The following is a 25,754-nucleotide window of genomic DNA, read 5'->3' as shown; positions in this document are numbered from 1 at the left end:
GCGGCGACGTCCGGCCCTTTTTGTTTGTTCACACGGCGTTCAACAGGCATCGCGTGAATGCGACTGGACCGGCGTGGGGCCAGGCCGTAACCGCCTTGGGACGCCGAGCGGCGCCGGGCTTGCATCGGCGTGGGAAAGGCGGGTCAACCGCGTGCCAAGACGGGAAGATTGCGGATGTTCATGGAAGGCGAGGTCAACTGGACGCTGATCCTCGGCGCGCTGGCCATCGGCGGCCATGTCGTGGCCGCGATCGCGATCTGGTTCGCCATCGCGAACCGGACCCGCCATGTCTCGACCTCGGATGAGCTGGGCGCGGTGTCCCGGGCCCGCGAGGCGGCCGAGACGCGGCTGTACGAGACCCTGAACGCCATTCCCGTCGCCCTGGTCCAGACCGACCTGGGCGGCAAATTCGTCTTCGCCAACCGCGCCGCGCACAGCCTGATGGGCCGCCGCGACGCCGAGCTCTTGGGCCTGCGGTTCCACTCGGCGACCTGGGGCATCACCTATCCGGACGGCCGTCCGGTGCCGCCGGACCTCCTGCCTTCCGCTCGGGCCCTGCGCGGCCAGACGGTCAAGGGCTTCCAGCACATCCTCATGAATCCCTCGGCCCGCAAGAAGATGCTGGTCTCGGTCACGGCCATGCCGATCGAGGACGCCCACGGCCGGATCATCGGTTCGACCGCCGCCATCGTGGAGACCGAGGGCCTGGCCACGCCCGCGCCGCTCGAGCCGGAACCGGCGGCCCCCATCCCCTATGCCGACGACCTGACGCGGCGGGTGTTCGACGTCGCCTCCAGCGCCCTGGTGGTGGTCTCCTCCCACGGCATCATCCGCGAGGTGAACCCCACGGCCCTGACCCTGTTCGGCCGCACGCACGAGATCATCGGCGCGGACTTCGCCGACCAGTTCCTGGGCGAGGCCGAGCGGGTCGAGGGTCGCCAGACCCTGCGCGCGGCCTTGAACGCCCCGGCGGGCGAGGCCGACGGCATCGTCTCCGGCTTCGGCGGCGAGACCGGCGTGACCTGGCGCATCCTGCCGCTCAGCATCCCCGGAGAGACCGTCGACGCCCTGCTTCTGGCCGGCGATCCGGTCGTGGCGAACAGCGAGATCGAAACCGATCCGGCCGTTACCATCGACGCTCAAAACACCGCCGAATTCGAGCGATCGGCCGAAGCTATCGAGCCGGTCGAGGTCGCGGAAGCCGCCCTCGAAGTCGCCCCTGTCGCCGACCTGACCCCCGAACTGGACGCCGCGCGCGAACGCGAGGCGGCCCTGACGGCGGAACTTGAGGCCGCCCGCGGCCAGTCCGAGGCCGCGCGCGCGGGCATCGTCCATGCGGTCGAGGCCGAACGCCTGCGCGGGGCGAAGGCCGCCGAACAGGCCCGCGCCGAGGCCCTGTCCCAGATCGAGACGGGCAACGAGGCCTCGCGCCGTCTGGAAAGCGTCGGCCGTCTCACCGGCGGCGTGGCCCAGGACTTCAATGCGCTTCTGGCCGTCATGACCAGCGCGCTCGACATGATGCTGAAGTCCTCGGACGACCCGGCGCGCGTCAAGCGTCTGGGCCAGGCGGCCCTGGCCGCCGGCCAGCGCGGCGAGGCCCTGACCCGTCGTCTGTCCGCCTTCTCGCAAGGGGAGGAGGCTCACGCCCAGGTGCTGGACGCCGGGGTCCTGCTGCGCGCCATGGAGAGCCGTCTGCGGGCCCTGGCCGGGCCGGGCGTGGACCTGATGATCGAGGGGCCGTCCTCGGAGGCGCCCGTCCGCGTCGATCCGGTCGGCTTCGAAAGCGCGGTCCAGGCCCTGGTCCGTAACGCCGTCGAGGCCCTGGGCGGCGCCGGTTCGGTCGCCGTCCGGCTGGAGGCGCTCGGCGAGAACGGCGCCCGGCTGACGGTGCGCGACACGGGGCCGGGGCTGGATGCGGCCACCGCCGCCCGCGCCATCGAACCCTTCTTCACCACCCGCGACGGGGCGGCCGGTCTGGGTCTGGCCCAGGTCCACGCCTTCGCCCGCCAGTCGGGCGGCGCCCTGACCCTGACCGGGGCCGAGGGGGAGGGCGCCGAGGCGACCCTGACCCTGCCTGCCGCACCCGCCGACATCGAAAGCGCCGCCTGAACGCTTGGCTTGGCCGAAGGCCGTGTTAGGTTAACGAACGTCGTTTCGCCGCGTTCGGAGGCCCGGCCATGAAGATCCTGCGCTTCGTCCTCGTCCTGGCCGTCATCGGCTATGCGGGCTGGCTGGCCTGGCCGTTCCTGTCCCCCTTCTTCGAGGGGGCTGAGCCGTCCGTCGCGACCGAGCGGGCCTCCGCCATGGTCGAGGCCGGCGGCGGCATCCCCCAGGCCGTCTTCTGGATCGGGGCGGTGGTCCTCTATCTGATCGCCGCCATCATGCTGGGTTCGGGCAATCCCCGAGCGGCGGTGGCCTATTTCCTCGGCTTCCTCGCCGACGCGGCCCTGCGCCTGGCCATCGACCGCTCCAGCGGGGGACCGGCCAACGCCTCCATTCAGGCCGATACCTACGGGGGCGGCGGCGAGATCGCCCAGCGTTCGGCCGAGGCGGTCGCGCCTGTGGGCCTGCCCGTCGATCCGACCTGGCTGGTTCTGGGCGTCCTTCTGGTCGTGGGCGTCATCATCGTCGCGGTCTCGCGCCGGAGGCCGCGACGGCGCGTCACCGGCCAACTCGCCGTCTGACACCCCCTCGCCGGAGACGGCGGGACACCCCATATCCGCCACAGTGGTTGACCAGATCAGGTCAGACGCTAGGACAGCGGCCGACTCCCCGTCCGCGCCCGCAACAGAGGTTCCCATGGCCGACGCCGCTCCCGCTCCCGCTACCGCTTCCTACGATGTCGTCGTGATCGGCGGCGGACCCGGCGGCTACAACGCCGCGATCCGCGCGGGCCAGCTGGGACTGAGCGTCGCCTGCGTCGAGAAGAACCCGACGCTGGGCGGCACCTGCCTGAACGTCGGCTGCATGCCGTCCAAGGCCCTGCTGCACGCCTCGGAGCTGTTCGAGGTCGCCAACAAGGAGTTCGGCACGCTCGGCATCGAGGTCGGAACCCCCAAGGTCAACCTGCCGCAGATGATGAAGCAGAAGGCCGACAGCGTCGGTCAGCTGACCAAGGGCATCGAGTTCCTGTTCAAGAAGAACAAGGCCGACTGGATCAAGGGTACGGGCAAGATCGTCGGGACCGGCAAGGTCGAGGTGACCGCCGCCGACGGAACCGTCACGACCCTGACGGCCAAGGACATCGTCATCGCCACGGGTTCGGAGCCCACCCCCCTGCCGGGCGTGGACTTCGTCGAGGGCAAGATCATCGATTCCACCGGCGCCCTGTCCCTGCCGGCCATCCCCAAGAAGCTGATCGTCATCGGCGCGGGCGTGATCGGGTTGGAGCTCGGTTCGGTCTGGCGTCGTCTGGGCGCGGAAGTGACCGTCGTGGAGTTCCTCGACAAGGTCGGCGCCGGCATGGACGCCGAGGTCGCCACCGCCTTCCAGCGCGGCCTGACCAAGCAGGGCATGACCTTCAAGATGGGCACGAAAGTCACTTCGGCCAAGGCGGCCAAGGACGGCGTGGTTCTGACGCTCGAGCCCGCCGCCGGGGGCGCCGCCGAGACCCTGACCGGCGACGTGGTCCTGGTGGCCATCGGCCGTCGCCCCTACACGGCGGGCCTGGGTCTGGAGTCGGTCGGCATCGAAACCGACAAGCGCGGCTTCCTGGTCAACGACCACCTGAAGACCGGCAAGGACGGCATCTGGGTCATCGGCGACGTGACCCACGGCCCGATGCTGGCGCACAAGGCGGAAGAAGACGCGGTCGCCGCCATCGAGCGTATCGCCGGCAAGGCGGGCCACGTCGACTACGACCTGGTCCCCAGCGTCATCTACACCGGTCCGGAAGTGGCCTGGGTCGGCAAGACGGAAGAGCAGCTGAAGGCCGCCGGCGTCGCCTTCAAGAAAGGCAAATTCCCGTTCAGCGCCAACTCGCGCGCCAAGATCAACCACGAGACCGAAGGCTTCGTGAAGGTCCTGGCCGACTCGACGACCGACAAGGTGTTGGGCGTGCACATCTATGGCCCGCAAGCCGGTGAGATGATCCACGAGGCCTGTATCGCCATGGCCTTCGGCGGTTCGTCGGAAGACATCGCCCGCACCTGCCACGCCCACCCGACCCGTTCGGAAGCCGTCAGACAGGCGGCCATGGGCGTCGAAGGCTGGACGATGCAGGCGTAAGGCACGCACCGGCTTTTCCCTCCCCCTCGGGGGAGGGTGGTCGGAGCCGAAGGCGGAGACCGGGTGGGGGCGGCAAGGCGAACCCCCACAGACCTGACTTGCGTCGCCTTGTCCTCCCCACCCCGTCGCTTCGCGACGACCCTCCCCCGAGGGGGAGGGAGACCAGGAGCCTCTCATGGACCTGAAACTCACCGGCAAACGCGCCCTTGTCTGCGGCGGGTCCAGTGGTCTGGGCCGCGCCGTGGCCGAGGCCCTGGCGGCCGAAGGCGTCCATGTCGCCCTCCTGGCGCGTGACGCCGAAAAGCTTCAGGCCGTGGCCGACGGCATCAACGCCACGGCGACCGGCCGCGCCGTCATCGTCCCCGCCGACCTGGCGGACCACGCCTCCCTGCTGGCCGCCGTCGATACGGCCGAGGGCCTGCTGGGCGGCCCCATTGAGATCCTGCTGAACAACACCGGCGGGCCGCCGCCCTCGGGCGTCGCGGGCCTCGACCCCGACCTGTGGCGCGCCCAGTTCGAACAGATGGTGCTGTCGGTCTTCCGCCTGACCGACCGGGTCCTTCCGGCCATGCGGGCGGCGGGCTGGGGCCGGATCCTGAACGTCGCCTCGGTCTCCCTGATCGAGCCGATCGGGACCCTGGGCGTCTCCAATACGCTCCGCGCCTCCATCGCCGCCTGGGCCAAGACCCTGGCCGGCGAGGTCGCGGCCGATGGCGTCACCGTCAACACCCTCCTGCCCGGCCGGATCGACACCCCGCGCATCGACAAGCTGGACCGGGCCGCCGCCGAACGCACCGGCAAGACCCCGGAACAGGCGCGGGCGGACTCGGTCGTCTCCATCCCCGTCGGCCGCGTCGGCACGACCGAGGAGTTCGGCGCCGTCGCCGCCTTCCTGGCCAGCCCGCTGGCCGCCTATGTCACCGGGTCGCTGGTGCGGCTGGACGGCGGATCGGTGCGGGCGATATAGAATTTATTCCTCGACGTCTCTTGCGGTCTCCGATCTTCGGACCTATCTGCCGCGCGGGTCTTTGAAACCGTCAGTCCGCCCGGATCGTCCGGTCGCCATCCGAACGCTTCGGACTCTTCGGACGCTTCGGACGGTGTTTTAGAGTCCGCTTCCGTCCGGCGGGACCGGCCTCTCGTCGCGCCGCAACCCGCCGAAACCCATGCGCCGGGACGCATAGTCCAGCTCGATCCGGGTGAAGCGATAGAGGATATCGGCTCCCAGCAGCAGGGCCGGCTGCTCGCCCAGGCCCAGGGTGTGGAAGGCGTGCAGGTCGGCGAACAGGACCGGCGTCGGGCCGAGCTGGCGGCGGGCGATCTGCAGCGCATCCAGCCGTCCCGGATAGGCGTCGATGGTCTGGCCCGTGACGCCGTACAGCGGGATGGGCCGCGGGCCGACCTGGCCGCCGATCGCTCTGAGCAGGGCGGTGTTGGCGATCGAATACTGGGCCCCGCTGTCGACGAAGGCCTGGACCGGCACGCCGTTGGCCATGGCGTTGGTCAGGATCAGCTGGCCCGACGCCTCCACCCGCGCCCGCGTGTCGCTGGACAGCCGGGTGGGGATGACCGAGGCCGAGCCGCTGGCGAAGAAGGCCGGCCCCGACGCCGAAAGGGTGACCGTGCGCTGGAGCAGGTTTATCGACAGGCGGAACTGGGACAGGATGTCGAGGCCCAGAAGGCCGTCCGCCGCCAGCAGGGACCGCTCGAACACCGGCAGGACCAGGTCGTTGAACCGCCGACGGCCGAAATAGAGCCTGTCGGCCAGGGCGGTCGGGGTCACCTCCGCCGAGGTGATGCCGTGGACGGTGACATGGGGACCCGCCGGCAGGGCCAGGGTCTCGGCCAGGTCGCGCGCGATGGCGGTCCGCTCCGCCCCCGTGTCGACGACGAACAGCAGGGGGCGGCTCTGGTTGATCCGCACGACCGCCGCCATCCGGGTCAAGAGATTGGAAGACAGGGACAGGGCTTCGGGCGGCGGCGCGGGCGGATCCTGCGACGCCGCCTGGCCCCAGACAGGGCCCGCCGCGCCGGCCAGCAGACAGGCGCTCCCCGCCAGCATCCGCCGTCGGTCCAGACCCTCGCGCCGGGTTTCTCCCGGTTTCTGCGCCGTCCGCTCGATCATGGCCGCCTCCCCGCGGCGTTTGCAACGAGCCTATGACGGCGGCGCGGTCCCGCCTAGTGGGACCGGATTACGGATTGGTCATGTCGAAATGCAGCCGCAGGGTGTAGGTTGGGGGCCTGTATGGAGGTTCCGATGCTGTCGATCCTGCTCCTTCTGGCCGCCGCGCCCCAGACCGTGATCCCGTCGGCCCCGCCGCCGCCTCCAGCGCCTTCGGCCAGCATGCGGGTCCTCGGCGACAGCGGTTTCGGCTGCGCGAGTGAGATCCGGCAGGCGGGCGACCCCACCGTCGGAGGCAGTCTGATGTGGCGGGACGGGGATGCGCGGGTCGCCCACTATCGCCTTCTGGATCGCCGCGTGAACGGATGCCCCGCGCCGGTCATCGTGAACTATCGCGTTCCGGGCTCTGATGCGATTGGCCGGGAGGCGCGTCGCACGCCCGCCGCGCCTGTGACCACGCCGCGCGACTAGGCCCTCGGATGGGCCGAGGCGTAGGCGCCCAGCAGGTGGGCCGCGTCGACGGCGGTGTATTTCTGGGTCGTCGACAGGCTGGCGTGGCCCAGCAGTTCCTGAATGCTGCGAAGGTCCGCTCCGGCCCCCAGCAGATGGGTCGCGAAACTATGTCGCAGGGCGTGGGGCGTCGCCGAGGCCGGCAGGCCTAACCGGCCTCGCAGCGTCTGCACCGTCGCCTGTACGTGCCGGGCGCTCAGCGGGCCGCCCCGCCGGGCGCGGAACAGGGCGTCCGAGGGCTCCAGCGGGAAGGGCTGGGCGGCCAGGGCCGCATCCACCGCCGAGCGCACGGCGGGCAGGACCGGCACGATCCGGGCCTTCCCGCCCTTGCCGGTGATCCGCAGGCTTTCCGGCAGGGGGGCGTCGGCGCGGGTCAGGCTCAGCGCCTCCGAAATCCGCAGGCCGCAGCCGTAGAGCAGCGACAGCACTGCCGTGTCGCGCAGGGCCTCCCAAGCTTCGGCGTCCGGATCCAGGCCCGGCTCGGCCAGAATGCCCACGGCCTGATCCGCGCTGACCGGCCGAGGCAGGGAGGGCTTCACGCGCGGCCCACGCACGAGGGCCAGCTGGGGTGCCGGCGTGTCGCAACGGCGGTCGAGAAAAACGTGGAAGGTGCGGATCGCCGACAGGGTCTGGCTGAGCGACCGGGCATTCAGCGGATGATCGCCTGAGCGCCGCTCGGCCAGATGGGCGCGCAGTTCGGCGGCCGTGACCCCGCCCAGATCGGCCAAGCTCTGCGGCCCGCCGCGATGGCGTTCGAGGAAGCCGAGATAGAGCCGGCCGATATGCCCATAGGCCTCCAGCGTTCGGGGCGACAGACGCCGCTCGTGCGCCAGATGCTCCAGCCAGGCGGAGAGGGCCTCGGAGGCCGTCAATTGAGGATGGGCCAGCGCTCGGCCGTGCGTTCGACGACGCGGGCGATGAAGGCGACCAGTTCGCAGCCCATGCCGGCGGTGAATCCCTCTTCCTCAGAGGAGGCGAAGGCGCACAGCGCGGGGCGGGCCTCTTCGGGGCGTTCGCCGCCCAGATGCGGGGCCATGCGGATCAGGGCCACCGACTTCGCTTCTTCGCCATTGGGGCCGAACAGATCCAGCCCCTCGAACATCGGCCCGAGCCAGGTCAGGCCGTGATCGCCCAGCAGGGCGTCGACGCCGCCGGTCTCCAGACCGCGCCAGCCGAAGGGCACGCCGCCGGGCTTCTCCAGCGCGATGGCGGCGCCGGCGAGACCGAAACGGCCCTGAGCCACGGCATCGAGGCGACGGGCGAGGTCGGAGTGGTTGCGGGCCTCCATCAGGTCCAGAGCCGCGACATGGGTCTGGGTCTGGGCGGCGAAGTTCGCGCGCGCGACCGATTCTATGTGTTTCCGGGCGTCCGCCTCGCGCTCGGCGGCCTCTTCCAGCCGGGTCAGGGCGGCGCGGCCGAACTCGACGACGTTGCGGCCATGCGGCTTCAGACCGACCTCTTCCAGCAGGGAACGGTCGTCGAGCAGGGTCTGGGGGTTGGCCTGGAGCCAGGCGCGGACGTCGGGCCAGTGGAGTTCACTGGCGGCGAACAGGTCTGCGGTCTGGTCCTTCGACTTCACGGCGACGCTCCTCCCGGAACGCCGGGTCGTAAACTACAGAATCGATTGGCCGGTCTTGCCCCAGTCGGCCAAGAAGGCATCAAGCCCCTTGTCGGTTAACGGGTGCTTGATCAGGGCCTTGAAAGTGTCCGCCGGCAGGGTGGCGGCGTCCGAACCGGCGAGGGCCGCGGCGGTGACGTGGCCGGGGTTGCGCAAGCTGGCGGCCAGTATCTCGGTCTCGAAGCCGTGGATGTCGTAGAGGGTGCGAATCTCTTCCAGCAGCTCCACCCCGATGGCGCCGTGGTCGTCCAGACGGCCCACGAAGGGCGAGACGAAGGTGGCGCCGGCCTTGGCGGCGAGCAGGGCCTGGGCGGCCGAGAAGCACAGGGTGACGTTGGTCTTGATGCCCTTGTCGGCGAAGGCGCGGGTCGCGCGCAGGCCGTCCCAGGTCAGGGGCAGTTTCACCACGACGTTGGGGGCGATGGCGGCCAGCTTGTCGCCTTCCTTGACCATGGTCTCGAAATCGGTGGCGACGGCCTCGGCGGAGATCGGCCCCTCGACCAGGGCGCAGATTTCAGCGATGACCTCGGCGATGTTGCGCCCGGACTTTGCGATCAGCGTGGGATTGGTGGTCACGCCGTCCACCATCCCGGTGGGCAGCATGTCCTTGATGACGGCGACGTCGGCGGTGTCGAGGAAGAGTTTCATGGGGACGGCTTTTAGCGGCGTCCTGTGTCGATGGCGAGACGTCTCCTCCCCGTTCGCCGCCTGGCGAATGGGGAGGTGGCAGCGAGCCCTTCGCGAGCTGACGGAGGGGTTCTGGGCGGCCGCAAGAACCCCTCCGTCTCTTCGCTTCGCTTCGAGCCACCTCCCCACCGCTTCGCGGCAGGGAGGAGACGTGTCTTGAAAGTCGCCTCCGTCCTCATTCCCCTGCCGGTGCAGGAGGCCTTCGACTACGAGGTGGGCGAAGGCCTGGACCTGGCGCGCGGGGATCAGGTGGCGGTCCCGCTGGGGCCCCGGCTGATGCGCGGCATCGTGGCTGAGGTCAGGGAGACCACGGGGTCGAACCGGCGGCTGAAGGCGGTTGAGGCGCTGCTGGAGGATCCGCGTCTGCCGGAGCGGACCGTGGACTTCGTCGAATGGGCCGCGCGCTGGACCCTGAGCCCGCCGGGAGAGATGGCGGCGACGGCGCTGAAGGGGCTGCGCGCGCCCAGACCCCGGCCGGAGCGAAAGCTGAGGCGGGTCGGGGATCGCACGCCCAACCGGCCGACGCCGGGTCGGACGGCGGTGCTGGAGGCGATCGGCGAGCGGGCCATGCCGGGGCCGGAGCTGGCGCGGGCGGCGGGGGTGTCCTCGGCCGTGGTGAAGGGGCTGGTCGACGAGGGGGTGCTGGAGGCGTTCGAGGTGGAGGCTCTGGCGGCCTTCGACCGGCCCGACCCGGATCACAAGCCCGCGACCCTGAATGCGGATCAGGCGGCGGCGGCTGAGGCCCTGGCGGCGGCGACGACGGTGGGCGGGTTCAAACCCTTCCTGCTGGACGGGGTCACGGGGTCGGGCAAGACCGAGGCCTATCTGGAGGCCGTGGCGCGGACGCTGAAGGCCGATCCGGAGGCGCAGGTCCTGATCCTGCTGCCGGAGATCGCCCTGACCCAGGCTTTGATCGAGCGGATCACCAAACGGTTCGGGGCGGCCCCTGCGGAGTGGCACTCAGGGGTAGCCCCGCCGCGTCGGCGGATGGCGTGGGAGGCGGTGGTCGCCGGCCGCTGCAACATCGTGGTCGGGGCGCGCTCGGCCCTGTTCCTGCCCTTCCCGAGCCTGAAGCTCATCATCGTCGACGAGGAGCACGACGGGTCGTTCAAGCAGGAGGAGGGGCTGGTCTATCACGGCCGGGACCTGGCCGTGGCGCGGGCGCGGATCGAGGGATCGACCGTGGTCCTGGCCTCGGCGACGCCGTCGCTGGAGACCCTGTGGAACGCGCATCATGGGCGCTACGGCTGGCTGAAGCTGGCGACCCGGCACGGGGCGTCGGTGTTGCCGGAGATCAGCCTGCTGGACCTGCGCCAGAGCCCGCCCGACCCCCAGACCTGGCTGTCCCAGCCGCTGAGGGAGGCGATCGGTGAGACCTTGCTGGCGGGGGAGCAGACCCTGCTTTTCCTGAACCGGCGGGGCTATGCGCCGGTGGTGCTGTGCCGGGCCTGCGGGCATCGGATGACCTCGCCGGACACCGACAGCTGGCTGGTGGAGCATCGCTACACCGGGCGGCTGGTCTGCCATCTGACCGGCTTCTCGATGGCGCGGCCCAAGCTCTGTCCGTCGTGCGGGGCCGAGGACAGTCTGGTCTCGGTGGGGCCGGGCGTCGAACGGGTCGAGGAGGAGGTGCGTCAGCTCTTCCCCGAGGCGCGGACGGCGGTGTTCTCCTCCGACACCATTCCCGATCCCAAGGCCATGCGGGCGATGATCCAGCGGATGACCGACGGGGAGATCGACATCCTGGTGGCGACGCAAGCCGCCGCGAAGGGCCACAACTTCCCCGGCCTGACCCTGGTCGGGGTGGTGGATGCGGATTTGGGTCTGCGTGGCGGGGATCTGCGGGCGGCCGAGCGAACCTTCCAGCTTCTGACCCAGGCGACGGGCCGGGCGGGGCGAGCCGACAAGCCCGGGCGGGCGCTGCTGCAGACCTGGACGCCCGAGCATCCGGTGCTGATGGCGCTGGCGGCCGGGGACCGGGACGCCTTCGTCGAGGCCGAGATGGCGGAGCGGGAGGCGGCGTCATTGCCGCCGCACGGGCGGCTGGCGGCCCTGATCCTGTCGAGCGAGGACGCCAACGCCGTGGAGCGGATCGCCAACGATCTGGCGACGGCGATCCCGAACGCCGAGCGGCTGGAGGTCTATGGCCCGGCCGATGCGCCGCTGGGTCTGATCCGGGGGCGGCGGCGGAAGCGGCTCCTGGTGCGGGCGGACCGGGACGTGGACCTGCAGGGGTTCCTGCGTTCGTGGCTCAGCCGGGTGAAGGTGCCGGGGTCGGTCAGGCTGACCGTGGATGTGGATCCGTACAGCTTCCTTTAGGGCGTTACCGCTCGCGACGCGGTCGCTTGCTGCTCGAGCGCGGCTTTCGTCCGGTTCGTCATGACGCGGTTTGCCGTGACGAAACGGACGAAACGGACGAAACCCTTCTGGCGTCCGCCCTCTCCGCGAACCGTGAGCACCATTGTACGGGCGTTTCGGACTTGGGCAGGTTCGGAGGGCGAAACGCGCCGTTGAGCCAGGCGGGGCCGTGTTTCGGGGCGCCGGAAAGAATTTTATCTTTGACGGAGATTCGCTCGTTCTCATCCGTGCACCCCAGCGAAGGCTGGGGTCCAGATCACAAACCGAATTGGCTGGGGTGTCGCGCCGGTCCGTCTGATCCCGTCATCCCCTTTTCCATCTGGACCCCAGCCTTCGCTGGGGTGCGCGGGCGGGGGTGAGGTCAGCGCGCCTCGGTCAGGCGGATCTCGAACAGCTTCGGCCAGTTCTTGCCGGTGACGAACAAACGCTTGTTCGCCGCGTCCCAGGCGATGCCGTTCAGGACGTCGTCGGCCGGGTTGTGGACCGGGTCGGGCAGGATGCCGCTGAGGTCGATGACGCCGGTGACGACGCCGGTCGAGGGGTCGATGCGGACGATGAAATCGGTCTGCCAGATATTGGCCCAGACCTCGCCCTCGATGAACTCCAGCTCGTTCAGCCGGTCCAGAGGCCGGCCCATGTAGGTGACCTCGACCGAGCCGGTCTGTTGCAGGGTGTCGGGATCGAGGAAGCGCAGGGTCGGGGTGCCGTCCGACAGGATGACGCGGGTCTCGTCGTGGGTCAGGCCCCAGCCCTCGCCGGAATAGGAGAAGGTCCCGGCGGGCTCGAGGGTGTCGATGTTCCAGACGAAGCCGTGGCCGCCCTGCCAGGTCAGCGTGAGAATCCGGTCGCCGACGGCGGTCAGGCCCTCGCCGAAGAACTGCATGTCCAGTTCGCGCTTGGCCAGGACCTCTCCGTCCTCCAGCCGCACGCGGCGGACGCTGGAGGGATGGCGGCCGGTGCTTTCCAGGAAGAGGCCGTCGTGGAACTCCAGCCCCTGGGTGAAGGCCGTCGGGTCGTGCGGGAAGACGTTGACCACCTCATAGCCGTAGCGCGGCGGTCGGGACGGACGCGCCGCCGGGGCGGCGGGAGCGGCCTGTGCGGCCGGAGCGGCGGGCGCCGCCGTCTGAGCGTAGGCGGCCGGGGCGAGGGCGAGGCCGATCAGCCCCGCGAACGCCGCGACCAGACGGGACGCCCGCAGATCCATCAGTGGGCCGGATCGGCGGCGGCCGCGGCCTCCGCCTCCTTGGCGCGAGCCTCGGCCTCGTCGGCGGCTTCGCGCGCCGCGCGGGCCTTCTCCTGTTTGGACGCCGACGCCCTGCCCAGCATGTTCAACGCCTCCACGCCGGCCGAGAAGGCCATGGCGGCGTAGATATAGCCCTTGGGCACATGGAAGCCAAAGCCGTCGGCGATCAGGACGAAGCCGATCATCAACAGGAAGCCCAGGGCCAGCATGACCACGGTCGGGTTCTTGGCGATGAAGTTGGCCAGGGGATCGGCGGCCAGCAGCATGACGGTCACGGCGGCCAGGACGGCGATGACCATGATCGGCAGGTGCTCGGTCATGCCCACGGCGGTCAGGATCGAGTCGATCGAGAAGACCAGGTCCAGGATGATGATCTGGACGATGGCCGAACCGGCGTTGGAGATGACCACGTCCTTCTTGTCCAGGACGTCGTGCGACGGCGTCGGATCGACGGTGTGGTGGATTTCCTTGGTGGCCTTCCAGATCAGGAAGAGGCCGCCCGCGATCAGGATCAGGTCCTTCCACGAGAACTCGTTGCCCATGACCGTGAAGACGGCGGCGGTCAGGCCGACCAGCCAGGCGATCATCGACAGAAGCGCCAGACGCATGATGAGGGCCAGGCCGATGCCGATGCGGCGGACGCGCGACCGGTTCTCGGGCGGCAGTTTGTTCGAGAGGATCGAGATGAAGATGAGGTTGTCGATGCCGAGCACGACTTCCATCACCACCAGGGTGATGAGGGCCGCCCAGGCGGCCGGGTCGCTAAGCAGCGGGATAATGCTGTCGAACATCGGGTATCAGTGTCTTTCGTAGAGGAAGGATTCGCCCTCTAGCGCACGGGCGGCCCAACAGTTCAACGAGACGCTATGGCGCAGGGGTGTGGGAGGCAAGATCGCCGGCCTGACGAAACCCTTTCCGGGTGCGACGGAATCGTCCGTACAGCCTTGGTTGCGACAGCGAAAAGCCCATGCTATCAGGCGCCCGGCTTCCAGAGGGCGTTTCGGTTGAAGCGGCCTTTTGTGTGCTTTCCTTAAGCATTTCAAGCCTTTGACCGGCGCGAGGTTCGCGACCGGTCTATTTGAACAGATACGCTACAGCGGACGGACAGGCCTTGGCTGACGATTTCAGAACGACGGAAGTCGGCGCGCGCTACGCACAGGCGCTGTTCGATCTGGCGCTTGAGACGGGCCGCCTTGAGGCCGTTCGCGCCGATCTGAAGTCGCTGAAGGCCGCCTGGATCGACAGCGCCGACCTGCGCCGCCTGGCCAACTCGCCGATCATCGCCGCCGAGGACCAGCAAAAGGGTCTGGTCGCCATCGCCGACAAGGCGAAGTTCGACGGCACGACCAAGAACTTCCTGGGTCTGTTGGCCCAGAACGGCCGCGCCCGCGACCTGGGCGCCGTGATCACCGGCTTCGAGGCCCTGTATTCGGCCCACACCGGCGTGGTCGCCGCCGAGGTCGTCTCGGCCACGGCCCTGACGGCCGCCCAGACCACCAAGATCAAGCAGGCCCTGTCGCAGGCTCTCGGCAAGGCTCCCGAAATGACCGCCCGCGTCGATCCGACGATCCTGGGCGGCCTCAAGGTCAAGGTCGGCTCGAAGCTGTTCGACGCCTCGCTGAAGACCAAGCTCGACCAGATGAAGTTCGCACTGAAGCGCGTCTGACGCGCTTCACACTAAAAAGCAGCGCGCCTCGGCCCGCACCCGAAACACGAATGCCGCGGGCCTGATCGCCCGGCCAGAAGACGAAGACAGAGAGATCCAAATGGACATCCGCGCCGCCGAGATTTCGGCCATCCTCAAGTCCCAGATCGCCAACTTCGGCGTGGAAGCCGACGTCTCGGACGTCGGTCAGGTCCTGTCGGTCGGCGACGGCATCGCCCGCATCCACGGTCTGGACAACGTCCAGGCCGGCGAGATGATCGAATTCCCCAAGGCCGGCGTGAAGGGCATGGCCCTGAACCTCGAGCGCGACAACGTCGGCGCGGTGATCTTCGGCGCTGACGCCGCGATCGCCGAGGGCGACGACGTCCGCCGCCTGGGTGAGATCGTGGATGTTCCGGTCGGCAAGGGTCTGCTGGGCCGCGTCGTCAACCCGCTGGGCGAGCCGATCGACGGCAAGGGCCCGATCCAGTTCACCGAGCGTCGCCGCGTGGACGTGAAGGCGCCGGGCATCATTCCCCGCAAGTCGGTTCACGAGCCGATGCAGACCGGCCTGAAGGCCATCGACACCCTGATCCCCGTCGGCCGCGGCCAGCGCGAGCTGATCATCGGCGACCGTCAGGTCGGCAAGACCGCCGTGGCGATCGACACCATCCTGAACCAGAAGTCGATCAACGTCGAAGGCGCGCCGGAAAGCGACAAGCTGTACTGCATCTACGTCGCCATCGGTCAGAAGCGTTCGACCGTCGCCCAGATCGTGAAGACGCTCGAGGAGCGCGGCGCTCTGGACTACACCATCGTCGTGGCCTGCACCGCTTCGGAACCGGCCCCGCTGCAGTTCCTGGCTCCGTTCGCCGGCACCGCCATGGGCGAGTTCTTCCGCGACAACGGCATGCACGCCCTGATCGTCTATGATGACCTGTCCAAGCAGGCCGTCGCCTATCGTCAGATGTCGCTGCTGCTGCGCCGTCCGCCGGGCCGTGAAGCCTATCCGGGCGACGTCTTCTACCTGCACTCGCGCCTGCTGGAGCGTTCGGCCAAGCTGAACGAGGACAACGGTTCGGGCTCGATGACCGCCCTGCCGCTGATCGAGACCCAGGCCAACGACGTGTCGGCCTACATCCCGACCAACGTGATCTCGATCACCGACGGCCAGATCTTCCTGGAATCCGACCTGTTCTACCAAGGCATCCGCCCGGCCGTGAACGTCGGCATCTCGGTGTCGCGCGTGGGCTCCTCGGCCCAGATCAAGGCGATGAAACAGGTCGCCGGTTCGATCAAGGGCGAGCTGGCCCAGTATCGCGAGATGGCCGCCTTCGCCAAGTTCGGCTCGGACCTGGATGTCTCGACCCAGAACCTCCTGGCCCGCGGCGCCCGTCTGACCGAGCTGCTGAAGCAGCCCCAGTACGCCCCGCTGACCGTCGAAGAGCAGGTCGTGTCGATCTACGCCGGCACGCGCGGCTACCTCGACAAGATCGCCGTGTCGGACATCGGCCGCTTTGAACAGGAACTGCTGGCCCGCATGCACTCGGCGCACCAGTCGATCCTCGACTCGATCAAGTCGACCAAGGCCCTGTCCAAGGAGCTGGAAGCCGAGCTGAAATCGGCGATCGAAGCCTTCGCCAAGACCTTCGCCTAAGTCTGACCCGGTAAGCTGAAAGAGTAGCGCCCGATGGCCAGCCTCAAGGAAATGCGCAATCGGATCGACAGCGTGAAGTCCACGCAGAAGATCACGAAAGCCCTGAACATGGTCGCCGCGGCCAAGCTGAAGCGCGCCCAGGATCAGGCCGAAAGCGCCCGTCCCTATGCGAAGAAGATGGCCTCGGTCATCGCCAACCTGGCGGCGGGCGTCTCCGGCGACGGCGCGCCCAAGCTGCTGGCCGGCACCGGCGCCGATCAGAAGCACCTGGTCGTCGTCGCCACCGGCGACAAGGGTCTGGCGGGTGGTTTCAACACCAACGTCATCCGCGCCGCCAAGGACCGGATCAACACCCTCTCCGCCAACGGCAAGGACGTCCGCGTCATCGCCGTGGGCCGCAAGGTCCGCGATGGTCTGGCCCGCATCTATGGCGACAAGATCATCCAGACGTTCGAGCTCAGCGACCACAAGGTCATGAGCATGGCCGTGGCCGAGCCGATCGCCGACCTGATCGCCTCGGAGTTCGAGACGGGCAACGCCGACGTCGTCACCCTGATCTACAGCCGCTTCCAGTCGGTCATCTCGCAGGTGGCGACGCCCAAGCAGCTGATCCCGGCGGTCGTCGACGGCGACGCCACCCCGATCGACCTGAACGGCGCCGTCTACGAGTACGAACCCTCGGAAGAGGAAATCCTCGAGACGCTCCTGCCGCGCAACATCAAGACCCAGATCCTGGCCGCCCTGCTCGAAAACCAGGCCAGCTTCTTCGCGGCCCAGATGGGCGCCATGGACAACGCCACGCGCAATGCGGGCGACCTCATCAATGCCCTGACGCTGCAATACAACCGCAAGCGCCAGGCCCAGATCACCACCGAACTGATCGAGATCATCGCCGGCGCGGAAGCGCTCTGATCCTCCGATCCTGACAGAACAGACCGAAACGGACCCCGAACCGATGACCGACACCGTCGCCAAGAAACCCGCCGCCAAGAAGGCTCCGGCCGCCAAGGCTCCCGCCGCCGCCAAGGCCCCTGCCGCCAAGAAGGCTCCGGTCGCCGCCAAGACGGTCGCCGCCGGCGCCGCCGGCAAGATCGCCCAGGTCATCGGCGCCGTCGTCGACGTCGAGTTCACCGGCCACCTGCCGGCCATCCTGAACGCCCTGCACACCCAGAACGTCGACCAGAAGACGGGCGAGCCCTTCACCCTGGTTCTGGAAGTCGCCCAGCACCTGGGTGAGAACATGGTCCGCACCATCGCCATGGACACGACCGAAGGCCTGACGCGCGGCCAGCCGGTCACCGACACGGGCACCTCGATCCAGGCCCCGGTCGGCCCGGGCACTCTGGGCCGCATCATGAACGTCGTCGGCGAGCCGATCGACGAACAGGGCCCGATCAAGACCGACATGTTCCGCCCGATCCACCGCGAGGCGCCGTCGTTCGAAGAACAGTCGACCTCGTCGGAAATCCTGGTCACGGGCATCAAGGTCATCGACCTGATGTGCCCCTACACCAAGGGCGGCAAGACCGGCCTGTTCGGCGGCGCCGGCGTCGGCAAGACCGTGACCATGCAGGAACTGATCAACAACATCGCCAAGGCCTACGGCGGTTACTCGGTTCTGGCCGGCGTGGGTGAGCGCACCCGCGAAGGCAACGACCTGTATCACGAGATGATCGAGTCCAACGTGAACGTGGACCCGACCAAGAACAACGGCTCGACCGAAGGCTCCAAATGCGCCCTCGTGTACGGCCAGATGAACGAGCCGCCCGGCGCCCGCGCCCGCGTCGCCCTGACGGGTCTGGCCCAGGCCGAGTACTTCCGCGACGAGGAAGGCAAGGACGTGCTGCTGTTCGTCGACAACATCTTCCGCTTCACGCAGGCCGGTTCGGAAATGTCGGCTCTGCTGGGCCGTATCCCGTCGGCCGTGGGCTATCAGCCGACGCTGGCCACCGAGATGGGCAACCTGCAGGAGCGCATCACCTCCACGAAGAAGGGCTCGATCACCTCGATCCAGGCCATCTACGTTCCCGCCGACGACCTGACCGACCCGGCCCCGGCCGCCTCGTTCGCGCACCTGGACGCCCGTACCGTTCTGTCGCGCGACATCGCCGCCCAAGCCATCTTCCCGGCCGTGGACCCGCTGGACTCGTCCTCGCGGATCATGGACCCGCTGGTCATCGGCGAAGAGCACTACAACGTCGCCCGCTCGGTCCAGGAAGTCCTGCAGCAGTACAAGGCCCTGAAGGACATCATCGCCATCCTGGGCATGGACGAGCTGTCGGAAGACGACAAGCTGATCGTGTCGCGCGCCCGCAAGATCTCGCGCTTCCTGTCGCAGCCGTTCTTCGTGGCCGAACAGTTCACCAACTCGCCCGGCAAGTTTGTCTCGCTGGAAGACACGATCCGCTCGTTCAAGGGCATCGTGGCCGGTGAATACGACCACCTGCCGGAAGCCGCCTTCTACATGGTCGGCGCCATCGAAGAGGCCGTCGAGAAGGGCGCCAAGCTGGCCGCGGAAGCCGCCTAAGCATGGCCGGGAAACTCTCCTTCTCGCTGGTGTCGCCTGAGCGCGAGGTCTTCAATGGCCTCGTGGATCAGGTCGATGCGCCGGGCGTCGAGGGCGACTTCGGCGTCCTGGCCGCCCACGCCCCCTTCATGACCGCCCTGCGCGAAGGCCAGGTCACGGTCTATGACGGCGCGAACAAGCGCGTCTTCACCGTCCACGGCGGTTTCGCCGACGTGACCCCCGCCGGCCTGACCATCCTGGCCGAGGCGGCGACGGAAGTCGCGGCGGCCTGACCGCCCTGATGGCCGGGCCGGACGGCGTTCTGGTCCTTGCATGGATCGCCGCGGTTCTCGGTCCGATCCTGTCGATACTGATGATCCGGCTGTTGCTGCGCGACGGCCGGATTTTTCTTGCCCGGACGGTGATCGGGCTTTCCGTCATCGGATGGGGCTTGGGCGTCTGGGCTTTCCTGATCGAACCCGCGACCCTGACCGTCCGCCATGTGACCATCGAGAGCTCGGGCTGGAGCGGCCCGCCGATCCGGATCGGGGTCATCTCCGACACCCATGTCGCCGCGCCGCACGTCGATGTCACCCGTGTCGCGGATATCGTGGACCGGATGAACAGGCAGCAGCCGGATCTCGTGGTCCTTCTGGGCGATTATACGGGCGGCCATGATCCCTCGGACCTTCGCGCGCCTCCAGAGCGGTCGGAGATCCTTCAAGGTGTGCTCGCCTTCCGGAACCTGAAGGCGCCGCTGGGTGTCTACGGCGTGCTGGGCAATCACGATTCCTGGTTCGATGAAGCGGAGATCGCGAACGCCCTGACGCAGGCGAATGTCCGGGTGGTGGAGAACCGCTCCCTGCGGGTGGAGAGCGATGGCGGCCCGTTCTGGGTCGCGGGCCTGGCCGACCTCGTGTCCCGGCGCATGGAGCCTTCAATGAGCGCCGCTCTCAATGGTGTTCCCGACAGCGATCCGGTCATCCTCCTGACCCACTGGCCCGATCCCTTCGCGGAGGCCCCGTCGCGCGTGGCCCTGACCCTGGCGGGCCACACCCATTGCGGGCAGGTCAATCTGCCGCTGATCGGACGCCCCGTCCTGCCGTCGCCCGCCTCGCATCGTTGGCCCTGCGGCGCCTATGACGAGGATGGGCGCAAGTTGTTCGTCACTGGCGGTGTCGGGGTCTCGATCCTGCCCGTCCGGTTCAGAGCCCCGCCCGAGATCGTCATTCTCACCCTGAAGGCCGCTTCATGACCGTCCTCTGGTATCTGCTGGCGGCCGGCGCGGAAATCGCCGGCTGTTTTGCATTCTGGGCATGGCTGAGGCTTGATCGGTCCCCGCTGTGGCTGATCCCCGGCATGGTGTGCCTGGCCCTGTTCGCCTGGGTCCTGACGAAGGTGGAGGCGGACGCCGCGGGGCGGGCCTATGCGGCCTATGGCGGGGTCTATATCGCCGCCTCCCTGATGTGGCTGTGGCTGGTCGAGCACCGGACGCCGGATCGGTGGGACCTGATCGGGGCGGTCGTGTGCCTGGTCGGGGCGGGGATCATCCTGTTGGGGCCGAGGGGCGGTTGAAGGCCCGACCGGCCTGTCCTAGATAGGTCGCAGACGAGGCCACGTCCTCGCCCCGGCGGATGCCGGGACATGCCCGGGACGGCCCGGCTCTTCGCAAGGAGGGCCGTGACCATGGCCTGGATTTCTCTTCTCATCGCCGGCCTGCTCGAGATCGTGTGGGCCTATTTCATGAAACAGTCCCATGGCTTCACCCGGCTGTGGCCCAGCGTCGGCACGATCGTCTTCATGATCGCCAGCTTCGCCCTGCTGTCCTCGGCGATGAAGACGTTGCCGATGGGCACGGCCTATGTGATCTGGACCGGCATCGGGGCGGTGGGCGCCTTCGTCGTGGGCGTCGTCCTGCTGGGCGAGAGCCTGTCGTGGATGCGGATCCTGGCGGCGGTGCTGGTGGTGTCGGGGCTGATGGTCTTCCGCATGGCTCCCGGCGGCGGGAGCCACTGACGGGAGCGTGGGCCTCCTTCGGAGGTCAGACCACGTATTTCGAAAACGCCGCCACCACCTGCTCATAGGCCGCGCGCTTGAACGGCACGATCAGGTCGCAGGCCTCCGACAGGTCGCCCCAGCGCCAAGCGTCGAACTCGATCTCGTCGTGCTGGTCGAGCCGGATCTCGGTCTCGTCGCCGGTGAAGCGGAAGGCGAACCAGACCTGTTTCTGGCCGTCGAAGGCCTTTCGCCCTTCGCGTTTGTGCTGCGCCTTCAGGGCCTCGGGGAAGTCGTAGACGATCCAGCCCTCGGTGCGGCCGATCAGCTCGGCGGACGTGACCCCGGTCTCTTCTTCCAGTTCGCGCCGGGCGGCGGCCTCGATGTCCTCGCCCTTGTCCACCCCGCCCTGCGGGAACTGCCAGGAATGGCTGCCCGCCTGCCCGGCGCGATGGCCGAACCAGACCTGGCCCGTCTGGTTGAACAGGACGACGCCGACGTTGGGGCGGTGATGGGGGAAGAGGTCAGCCATGGAGGCAACAGGCAATAGGCATCAGGCAACAGGAAGCAAGCAGGATCGAACCTGTTGCCTATTGCCTGGTCCCTATTGCCCCGGCGTCAGCGCCCCGGCCGCTGCGTCATCGCCGAGGCGGGGGCCAGTTGCAGGCCCCGCGCGTCCAGACCGGCGGTCCAGCGGGCGGCGGCCTCGACCGTGACCGGGTACGCGAAGCCGGTCCCCAGGGCCGCGCCGCGCGCCTTGGCGGCGGCTTCCAGGGCGTTCAGGCGGCCGATGATGGCGGCGGGGGTCTGGGTCTCGTCGATGACGGAATCGGCCGTGGCGCGAGCCCAGGCGCCGGGGCGCCGCCGCGCCAGACCGTCGTCCATGAAGGCCACGCCGCGCTGGCGCAGAATGCCCAGGAAGGCTGCCATGCCGGTGTCGGAGGTCACGAACCGGTCCCCCAGATAGTTGGTCACGCCGAAATAGCCGGTGGCGCGACCCAGCAGCCAGTTCATCTTGGCCTCGACGTCGTCGGGCGTGGCGTTGGCCAGCAGGGTGTAGGGGCCGGGATCGTTGTTGGGATAGCCGGTCGGCTCCATCGGGATCTCGATCATCACCTCGTGCCCCTGGGCGCGGGCCAGGTCGATCCAGCCTTGCAGGCCCTGGGCGTAGGGCACGAACGACAGGGTCACATCGGCGGGCAGGCGTTCGATGGCGGCGCGGGTGGTGACGGCGTTGAGGCCCAGGCCCCCGACGATCAGGGCCACGCGCGGCTTGCCGTTCGACTGGAACGGACGGGCATAGGCCTGAGCCGGGACGCGGCCGTCGGGCGCGATGACGGGCAGGGCGCCTTGCGGGCCCGGCTGGCTGAGCCCGGCGATGGGCGCGGCGATCAGGGGAGAGGCGGCGATCTGGGGCGCGGCGATGGCCGAGCCGCCGGCGACGGTCGTGCCGTCCGGCAGGGTGATCAGGGCCTCGCTCCCGGCCGCGCCGTTGGGGTCGAGCGACGGATCGGCGCCCAGCCCCTGCCAGGCGGAGAACCCGCCCATGGAGAAGGCCTCAAGGCCGGAGGGGGCGGGCGCCTCGACCGGCGCCTCGCGATGCAGGGCGACGCGGGCGGTGGGCGTCCCCGCGCGCGGATCGCCGAGCACGGTCAGGAACAGGGCGATGGTCCCGAGCAGCAGGAGGCCCGCGCCCCCCACCATGACCGGCGGCTTCTTCAGCACCGCGCCGACCTGTTTGACGTCGAACTTCAGCCCCCCGCCCTTGGGCGGGGCGCCGGCCGTGGCGGCGAGGGCGGACTGACGCTTGGCGAACATGGACGAAGGACGCTCTGCAATCTGGCGACCGGACGGATTCCGGACGACGATCATCACAGGCGACTATGAACGGGCGGCGGTTAAGAAAGCCTAACGGTGCGTTAGGCATGTTTTGGGGCTTGAAAGTCTCCTCCCCCATTCGCCGAGCGACGAACGGGGAGGAGACGCAGGGCCCTACTCTTCCTCGGTCGTGTCCGTTGCGGCGGGGGGCGGGGCGGCGGGCTCGCTGATGACGATGCCGGTCGGGGCCGCCGCGACGCGGGTGAGGTCGCCGCCGGCGCGCAGGACGTCGAGCGCGCGTTGCAGCTGGTAGTCGGCGTCCTTGTCGTAGTCCGGACCGGGGGCCTCGCGCGGCGTGTGGGGTCCCTTGCGTTCGGCGCCGATGGAGGCGTCCAGAGCCGTGGAATAGGCGGCCTCGGAATAGATGAAGCTGGAGCGGGACACGATCCGGGCCTCGGCCTCGGAGCGGGCGACCTCCAGGTCCGGCTCGATGCCGATCTTCTGGATCGAGGCGCCGGACGGGGTGTAGTAGCGCGCCGTCGTGATCGACAGGGCGCCGTCGCGACCGCCGCCCAGCGGGATGACCGTCTGGACCGAACCTTTGCCGAAGGAGGTGAGGCCGACCAGCACCGCACGCTCCTGATCCTTCAGGGCGCCGGCCACGATCTCCGACGCCGAGGCCGAGCCGTAGTTGATCAGCACCACCAGGGGCAGGCCGCCGGTCAGGTCGCCGGGGCGAGCCGCATAGCGTTCGATCTGTTCGGGCTTCCTGCCGCGCTGGCTGACGATCTCGCCGCGCTCCAGGAAGGCGTCGGACACGTCGATGGCCGCAGTCAGAAGCCCGCCGCCGTTGTTGCGCAGGTCCAGGACGAAGCCCTTTACGCCCGGATGGTCGCGCTTGATCTTCTCGATGGCGGCGCTCAGCTCGCGGCCGGTGTTCTCGTTGAAGGTCGAGATCCGCAGATAGCCGAACTCGCCCTCCATGCGGCTGGTGACGCTCTCGACCTTGATGACCTCGCGAGTCAGGGTCACCTCGCGCGGCTCCTCGCCGTCGCGCAGGAAGGTGACGGTGACCGTGGTGCCCATGGCGCCGCGCAGCTTCTCCGAGACCTGGGTGACGGTGAGGCCAGAGGCGTTCTGGCCCTCGATGGCCGAGATGACGTCGCCGGCCTGGACGCCCGCGCGGGCGGCCGGGCTGTCGTCCATCGGCGAGATGACCTTCACCAGACCGCCCTCGGCCGTGATGGTCAGGCCGACGCCCGAATACTCGCCCGAGGTGCGCTCCTGCAGGTCCTCGAAGCCCTCGGGCGGCAGGTAGTTGGAGTGGGGGTCGAGCGCGGTCATCATGCCCGCCAGGGCCGCCTCGATCAGCTTCTTGTTGTCGACCGGGACCACATAGGCCTGCTCCACCACCGCCAGCACGTCGCCGAACAGCTGCAGCATGCGGAAGGTTTCGTTGCGGGGCGTCTGGGACGCCACCGTCATGCCGCTGAGACCAAGGGCCGCGACGGCGGCGCCGGCGATGAGCAGTTTACGCATTCGGTCTCTTTCGGAGCCGTCCCGAGGGGCGGCAAGGCGGGAGGTCAGGTGCGGGAACTCACGATGAAATCGTGGCGTCCCCGCGTCCGGTGGATAAAATCAGCGTCATGAAGGCTTGGGAAGCGGTTTCGCTTCGGTCGAGGCAATAGGCATCAGGCAATAGGCAATAAGGACAAGCGACACAGGGGTTCTGTTGCCCATTGCCTGATGCCTGTTGCCTCCTTTCAAAGATACGGCGTCGGATCGACCGCGCGGTCCTCGCGGCGGAGTTCGAAATAGACCTCGCCGCCCCGTTCGGCCGAGCCCAGGGCCTGGCCGTCGGCGACGCGTTCGCCGGTTTCGACCGACAGGCTGTCCAGACCGGCGACGACCGCGCGCCATCCGCCGCCGAGATCCAGGATGACCACCTCGCCCCAGCCGCTGAGCGGGCCGGCGTGATCGACGCGGGCGCCGGCGGGGGCGGCGACGGGGCCGGAGGGCGCGGCCCAGCGCACGCCCGCGCCGCTGGATTTCGCCAGAGGAGATCCGGCGACGGGGGCGGTCAGGCGGGCGCGGCCGCCGGGCAGGCGGGTGGAGGGCGTGGGCGCATCGGTGACCGCGGCCGGACGACCGCCGAGGTTGCGGATGCGGGTCTCCAGGGCGGCGGCGGCCCGTTCGGCGCGGGCGGCGTCGGCGCGGAGCACGGCCAGAAGGGCGGTGCGGCGGGCGGTCAGGTCCTCGACCTCGGCGCGGCGATCCCCTTGCGCGCTCTCGGTCGTCAGGAGGCGTTCGGAGGAGAGGACGGCCAGGCGGCGGATGCGGACGACCTCGGCCTGACGCTCGGCGAAGGTTCGGGCGCGGCGCTGCATCTCCGGGGCCATGGCCTTCATCAGGATGGCGGCGCGGACGGTGTCGACGGCCTCGTCTGCGGGGATCAGGAGCGGAGGCGGGGGCTTCCGGCTCATCATCTGCAGGGCAGAGAGCAGGCGGCCCTGGCCGTCGCGGGCCTTGGCCAGTTCGGCGACGATGGCGGCCTCGCGCCGGCCGAGGTCGCGAAGGCGCTGGCGCTGGGCGGCGATCTGCTGGTCGTCGGCGGTCTGGTCGGTGCGGAGCGTGGCGAGTTCGCGGTCCAGCGCCGTGATCTCGGCCTGGGCGTCACGGGCGTCGGCGCGCAGACGCTGGGCCCGGACCTGTTCGTCGCGATACTGGGCCTGAAGCGACTGGAGGTCGTCCTGCACCGACGCCGCTGCGGGCAGGGCGGCGAGCGCGATCAGGGCGGAGAGGACGGCGACGCGGTTCATCAGTCGCGATGATAGGGTGATCCGTTCAGGATCGTCACGGCGCGATAGAGCTGTTCGGCCAGCATGGCGCGGGCGAGCGCATGCGGCCAGGTCTGGGGGCCGAAGGCCAGGGTCGATCCGGCGGCGGCCAGCACGCTGGCGTCCAGCCCGTCCGCCCCGCCGATGACGAAGACCAGCCGCCGCTCGCCCCGGTCTCGCAGGGTGGCGATATGGTCGGCGAAGGCGCGGCTGGAATAGGTCCTGCCGCGCTCGTCGCAGGCGATGAGGTGAGCGCCCTCGGCCGCGGCGAGCAGAAGCTCGGCCTCGGGCGCCTTGCCGGACTTACGGGGTTCCAAGTCGATCAGGTCGAGCGGGCCGAGACCCAACGCGCGCCCGGCCGCCGTGGCGCGCTTGGCGTAGTCGTCGGCCAGCGCGGCTTCGGGGCCTCGACCGGGTTTGCCGATGGCGGCGATGGCGAGTTTCATTCCGTGCTCCAGAAATCCTTCTCCCCTCGGGGGAGAAGGTGGGCCCGAAGGGCTCGGATGAGGGGGCTGGCGGGCAACCCCTCAT

Annotated in this window: 25 protein-coding genes; 14 read left to right on the top strand and 11 right to left on the bottom strand. The window is 69.1% G+C overall.

Going from position 1 to position 25,754, the window contains the following annotated elements:
* Nucleotides 1-174: 174 nt before the first annotated feature.
* From ACETK8_RS00590 to ACETK8_RS00575, 4 genes are all read left to right on the top strand, one after another.
* Nucleotides 175-2,109 carry a PAS domain-containing sensor histidine kinase gene (locus ACETK8_RS00590; RefSeq protein WP_374037662.1) on the top strand — a complete coding sequence of 645 codons (1,935 nt, stop codon included), beginning with the start codon at nt 175-177 and terminating at the stop codon, nt 2,107-2,109.
* A gap of 68 nt (nt 2,110-2,177) precedes the next feature.
* On the top strand, nt 2,178-2,684 hold the full coding sequence (locus tag ACETK8_RS00585) for a hypothetical protein (RefSeq protein WP_374037661.1): 507 nt from the start codon (nt 2,178-2,180) through the stop codon (nt 2,682-2,684).
* Nucleotides 2,685-2,799: 115 nt separating this feature from the next.
* Nucleotides 2,800-4,227 carry a dihydrolipoyl dehydrogenase gene (gene lpdA, locus ACETK8_RS00580; protein ID WP_374037660.1) on the top strand — a complete coding sequence of 476 codons (1,428 nt, stop codon included), beginning with the start codon at nt 2,800-2,802 and terminating at the stop codon, nt 4,225-4,227.
* 175 nt (nt 4,228-4,402) lie between these two features.
* Nucleotides 4,403-5,194, top strand: coding sequence for an SDR family oxidoreductase (locus ACETK8_RS00575; RefSeq protein ID WP_374037659.1), 792 nt, complete (start codon nt 4,403-4,405; stop codon nt 5,192-5,194).
* Nucleotides 5,195-5,332: 138 nt separating this feature from the next.
* On the opposite strand, the gene ACETK8_RS00570 is transcribed toward ACETK8_RS00575, so the two are convergent.
* Nucleotides 5,333-6,352, bottom strand: coding sequence for an aspartyl protease family protein (locus ACETK8_RS00570; RefSeq protein ID WP_374037658.1), 1,020 nt, complete (start codon nt 6,350-6,352; stop codon nt 5,333-5,335).
* A gap of 132 nt (nt 6,353-6,484) precedes the next feature.
* On the opposite strand from ACETK8_RS00570, the gene ACETK8_RS00565 reads away from it, so the two are divergent.
* Nucleotides 6,485-6,820, top strand: coding sequence for a hypothetical protein (locus ACETK8_RS00565; RefSeq protein ID WP_374037657.1), 336 nt, complete (start codon nt 6,485-6,487; stop codon nt 6,818-6,820).
* Here ACETK8_RS00565 and ACETK8_RS00560 read toward each other — a convergent pair.
* The 3 genes from ACETK8_RS00560 to fsa are packed head-to-tail and all read right to left on the bottom strand — an operon-like array spanning nt 6,817 to nt 9,125.
* Nucleotides 6,817-7,746: a tyrosine recombinase XerC gene (locus ACETK8_RS00560; protein WP_374039444.1), complete on the bottom strand. Its 930-nt coding sequence runs from the start codon at nt 7,744-7,746 to the stop codon at nt 6,817-6,819. The genes ACETK8_RS00565 and ACETK8_RS00560 overlap by 4 nt on opposite strands.
* On the bottom strand, nt 7,728-8,438 hold the full coding sequence (locus ACETK8_RS00555) for a DUF484 family protein (RefSeq protein WP_374037656.1): 711 nt from the start codon (nt 8,436-8,438) through the stop codon (nt 7,728-7,730). Before ACETK8_RS00555 ends, ACETK8_RS00560 begins: the two co-directional genes overlap by 19 nt.
* A gap of 33 nt (nt 8,439-8,471) precedes the next feature.
* On the bottom strand, nt 8,472-9,125 hold the full coding sequence (fsa, locus tag ACETK8_RS00550) for a fructose-6-phosphate aldolase (protein ID WP_374037655.1): 654 nt from the start codon (nt 9,123-9,125) through the stop codon (nt 8,472-8,474).
* A 195-nt stretch (nt 9,126-9,320) separates the two neighbouring features.
* Between fsa and ACETK8_RS00545 the strand changes: the two genes are divergently transcribed.
* The gene (locus ACETK8_RS00545; RefSeq protein ID WP_374037654.1) at nt 9,321-11,483 is read left to right on the top strand and encodes a primosomal protein N'; all 2,163 of its coding nucleotides are present in this window, start codon (nt 9,321-9,323) and stop codon (nt 11,481-11,483) included.
* A gap of 400 nt (nt 11,484-11,883) precedes the next feature.
* On the opposite strand, the gene ACETK8_RS00540 is transcribed toward ACETK8_RS00545, so the two are convergent.
* Nucleotides 11,884-12,726, bottom strand: coding sequence for a glutaminyl-peptide cyclotransferase (locus tag ACETK8_RS00540; protein ID WP_374037653.1), 843 nt, complete (start codon nt 12,724-12,726; stop codon nt 11,884-11,886).
* Nucleotides 12,726-13,556 carry a TerC family protein gene (locus ACETK8_RS00535; RefSeq protein ID WP_374037652.1) on the bottom strand — a complete coding sequence of 277 codons (831 nt, stop codon included), beginning with the start codon at nt 13,554-13,556 and terminating at the stop codon, nt 12,726-12,728. Before ACETK8_RS00535 ends, ACETK8_RS00540 begins: the two co-directional genes overlap by 1 nt.
* 320 nt (nt 13,557-13,876) lie before the next feature.
* Between ACETK8_RS00535 and ACETK8_RS00530 the strand changes: the two genes are divergently transcribed.
* The 8 genes from ACETK8_RS00530 to ACETK8_RS00495 all read left to right on the top strand — a co-directional run bounded on the left by ACETK8_RS00530 (nt 13,877) and on the right by ACETK8_RS00495 (nt 20,589).
* The gene (locus tag ACETK8_RS00530) at nt 13,877-14,431 is read left to right on the top strand and encodes a F0F1 ATP synthase subunit delta (RefSeq protein ID WP_374037651.1); all 555 of its coding nucleotides are present in this window, start codon (nt 13,877-13,879) and stop codon (nt 14,429-14,431) included.
* A 100-nt stretch (nt 14,432-14,531) separates the two neighbouring features.
* On the top strand, nt 14,532-16,067 hold the full coding sequence (atpA, locus tag ACETK8_RS00525) for a F0F1 ATP synthase subunit alpha (RefSeq protein ID WP_374037650.1): 1,536 nt from the start codon (nt 14,532-14,534) through the stop codon (nt 16,065-16,067).
* 33 nt (nt 16,068-16,100) lie between these two features.
* Nucleotides 16,101-16,979, top strand: coding sequence for a F0F1 ATP synthase subunit gamma (locus ACETK8_RS00520; protein WP_374037649.1), 879 nt, complete (start codon nt 16,101-16,103; stop codon nt 16,977-16,979).
* A gap of 43 nt (nt 16,980-17,022) precedes the next feature.
* Nucleotides 17,023-18,594, top strand: coding sequence for a F0F1 ATP synthase subunit beta (gene atpD / locus ACETK8_RS00515; protein ID WP_374037648.1), 1,572 nt, complete (start codon nt 17,023-17,025; stop codon nt 18,592-18,594).
* A gap of 2 nt (nt 18,595-18,596) precedes the next feature.
* A complete protein-coding gene (locus ACETK8_RS00510) occupies nt 18,597-18,866 on the top strand; it encodes an ATP synthase F1 subunit epsilon (protein WP_374037647.1) in 270 nt (89 codons plus the stop codon).
* Nucleotides 18,867-18,874: 8 nt separating this feature from the next.
* Nucleotides 18,875-19,828 carry a metallophosphoesterase gene (locus ACETK8_RS00505; RefSeq protein ID WP_374037646.1) on the top strand — a complete coding sequence of 318 codons (954 nt, stop codon included), beginning with the start codon at nt 18,875-18,877 and terminating at the stop codon, nt 19,826-19,828.
* Nucleotides 19,825-20,148, top strand: coding sequence for a YnfA family protein (locus tag ACETK8_RS00500; RefSeq protein ID WP_374037645.1), 324 nt, complete (start codon nt 19,825-19,827; stop codon nt 20,146-20,148). Before ACETK8_RS00505 ends, ACETK8_RS00500 begins: the two co-directional genes overlap by 4 nt.
* A gap of 111 nt (nt 20,149-20,259) precedes the next feature.
* Entirely contained in the window at nt 20,260-20,589 is a 330-nt protein-coding gene (locus ACETK8_RS00495; protein ID WP_374037644.1) for a DMT family transporter, read from the top strand.
* Between the two features lie 25 nt (nt 20,590-20,614).
* On the opposite strand, the gene ACETK8_RS00490 is transcribed toward ACETK8_RS00495, so the two are convergent.
* From ACETK8_RS00490 to rlmH, 5 genes are all read right to left on the bottom strand, one after another.
* Nucleotides 20,615-21,100, bottom strand: coding sequence for an RNA pyrophosphohydrolase (locus ACETK8_RS00490; protein WP_374037643.1), 486 nt, complete (start codon nt 21,098-21,100; stop codon nt 20,615-20,617).
* 86 nt (nt 21,101-21,186) lie between these two features.
* A complete protein-coding gene (locus ACETK8_RS00485) occupies nt 21,187-22,386 on the bottom strand; it encodes a divergent polysaccharide deacetylase family protein (protein WP_374037642.1) in 1,200 nt (399 codons plus the stop codon).
* Between the two features lie 174 nt (nt 22,387-22,560).
* Complete coding sequence (locus ACETK8_RS00480; protein ID WP_374037641.1) at nt 22,561-23,925, bottom strand: S41 family peptidase; 1,365 nt, start codon at nt 23,923-23,925, stop codon at nt 22,561-22,563.
* Between the two features lie 224 nt (nt 23,926-24,149).
* Nucleotides 24,150-25,205 carry a murein hydrolase activator EnvC family protein gene (locus ACETK8_RS00475; protein ID WP_374037640.1) on the bottom strand — a complete coding sequence of 352 codons (1,056 nt, stop codon included), beginning with the start codon at nt 25,203-25,205 and terminating at the stop codon, nt 24,150-24,152.
* Nucleotides 25,205-25,669 (bottom strand): 23S rRNA (pseudouridine(1915)-N(3))-methyltransferase RlmH, encoded by a 465-nt coding sequence (gene rlmH, locus ACETK8_RS00470; protein ID WP_374037639.1) that lies wholly within the window; start codon nt 25,667-25,669, stop codon nt 25,205-25,207. Before rlmH ends, ACETK8_RS00475 begins: the two co-directional genes overlap by 1 nt.
* Between the last annotated feature and the right edge of the window lie 85 nt (nt 25,670-25,754).

Origin of the sequence: Brevundimonas staleyi (assembly GCF_041893865.1) — a bacterium.
In the GTDB taxonomy this organism is placed as follows: Bacteria; Pseudomonadota; Alphaproteobacteria; order Caulobacterales; family Caulobacteraceae; genus Brevundimonas; species Brevundimonas staleyi.
The sequence above is the reverse complement of the archived record's forward strand: the minus strand, read 5'-3'. Positions and strand labels throughout refer to the sequence as shown.

Excerpts from the sequence above, each read along its gene's own strand:
- ACETK8_RS00590 (WP_374037662.1), top strand. The coding sequence starts at position 175 with ATGTTCATGGAAGGCGAGGTCAACTGGACGCTGATCCTCGGCGCGCTG.
- ACETK8_RS00585 (WP_374037661.1), top strand. The coding sequence starts at position 2,178 with ATGAAGATCCTGCGCTTCGTCCTCGTCCTGGCCGTCATCGGCTATGCG.
- lpdA (WP_374037660.1), top strand. The coding sequence starts at position 2,800 with ATGGCCGACGCCGCTCCCGCTCCCGCTACCGCTTCCTACGATGTCGTC.
- ACETK8_RS00575 (WP_374037659.1), top strand. The coding sequence starts at position 4,403 with ATGGACCTGAAACTCACCGGCAAACGCGCCCTTGTCTGCGGCGGGTCC.
- ACETK8_RS00570 (WP_374037658.1), bottom strand. The coding sequence starts at position 6,352 with ATGATCGAGCGGACGGCGCAGAAACCGGGAGAAACCCGGCGCGAGGGT.
- ACETK8_RS00565 (WP_374037657.1), top strand. The coding sequence starts at position 6,485 with ATGCTGTCGATCCTGCTCCTTCTGGCCGCCGCGCCCCAGACCGTGATC.
- fsa (WP_374037655.1), bottom strand. The coding sequence starts at position 9,125 with ATGAAACTCTTCCTCGACACCGCCGACGTCGCCGTCATCAAGGACATG.
- ACETK8_RS00540 (WP_374037653.1), bottom strand. The coding sequence starts at position 12,726 with ATGGATCTGCGGGCGTCCCGTCTGGTCGCGGCGTTCGCGGGGCTGATC.
- ACETK8_RS00535 (WP_374037652.1), bottom strand. The coding sequence starts at position 13,556 with ATGTTCGACAGCATTATCCCGCTGCTTAGCGACCCGGCCGCCTGGGCG.
- atpA (WP_374037650.1), top strand. The coding sequence starts at position 14,532 with ATGGACATCCGCGCCGCCGAGATTTCGGCCATCCTCAAGTCCCAGATC.
- ACETK8_RS00520 (WP_374037649.1), top strand. The coding sequence starts at position 16,101 with ATGGCCAGCCTCAAGGAAATGCGCAATCGGATCGACAGCGTGAAGTCC.
- atpD (WP_374037648.1), top strand. The coding sequence starts at position 17,023 with ATGACCGACACCGTCGCCAAGAAACCCGCCGCCAAGAAGGCTCCGGCC.
- ACETK8_RS00510 (WP_374037647.1), top strand. The coding sequence starts at position 18,597 with ATGGCCGGGAAACTCTCCTTCTCGCTGGTGTCGCCTGAGCGCGAGGTC.
- ACETK8_RS00505 (WP_374037646.1), top strand. The coding sequence starts at position 18,875 with ATGGCCGGGCCGGACGGCGTTCTGGTCCTTGCATGGATCGCCGCGGTT.
- ACETK8_RS00500 (WP_374037645.1), top strand. The coding sequence starts at position 19,825 with ATGACCGTCCTCTGGTATCTGCTGGCGGCCGGCGCGGAAATCGCCGGC.
- ACETK8_RS00495 (WP_374037644.1), top strand. The coding sequence starts at position 20,260 with ATGGCCTGGATTTCTCTTCTCATCGCCGGCCTGCTCGAGATCGTGTGG.
- ACETK8_RS00490 (WP_374037643.1), bottom strand. The coding sequence starts at position 21,100 with ATGGCTGACCTCTTCCCCCATCACCGCCCCAACGTCGGCGTCGTCCTG.
- ACETK8_RS00485 (WP_374037642.1), bottom strand. The coding sequence starts at position 22,386 with ATGTTCGCCAAGCGTCAGTCCGCCCTCGCCGCCACGGCCGGCGCCCCG.
- ACETK8_RS00480 (WP_374037641.1), bottom strand. The coding sequence starts at position 23,925 with ATGCGTAAACTGCTCATCGCCGGCGCCGCCGTCGCGGCCCTTGGTCTC.
- ACETK8_RS00475 (WP_374037640.1), bottom strand. The coding sequence starts at position 25,205 with ATGAACCGCGTCGCCGTCCTCTCCGCCCTGATCGCGCTCGCCGCCCTG.
- rlmH (WP_374037639.1), bottom strand. The coding sequence starts at position 25,669 with ATGAAACTCGCCATCGCCGCCATCGGCAAACCCGGTCGAGGCCCCGAA.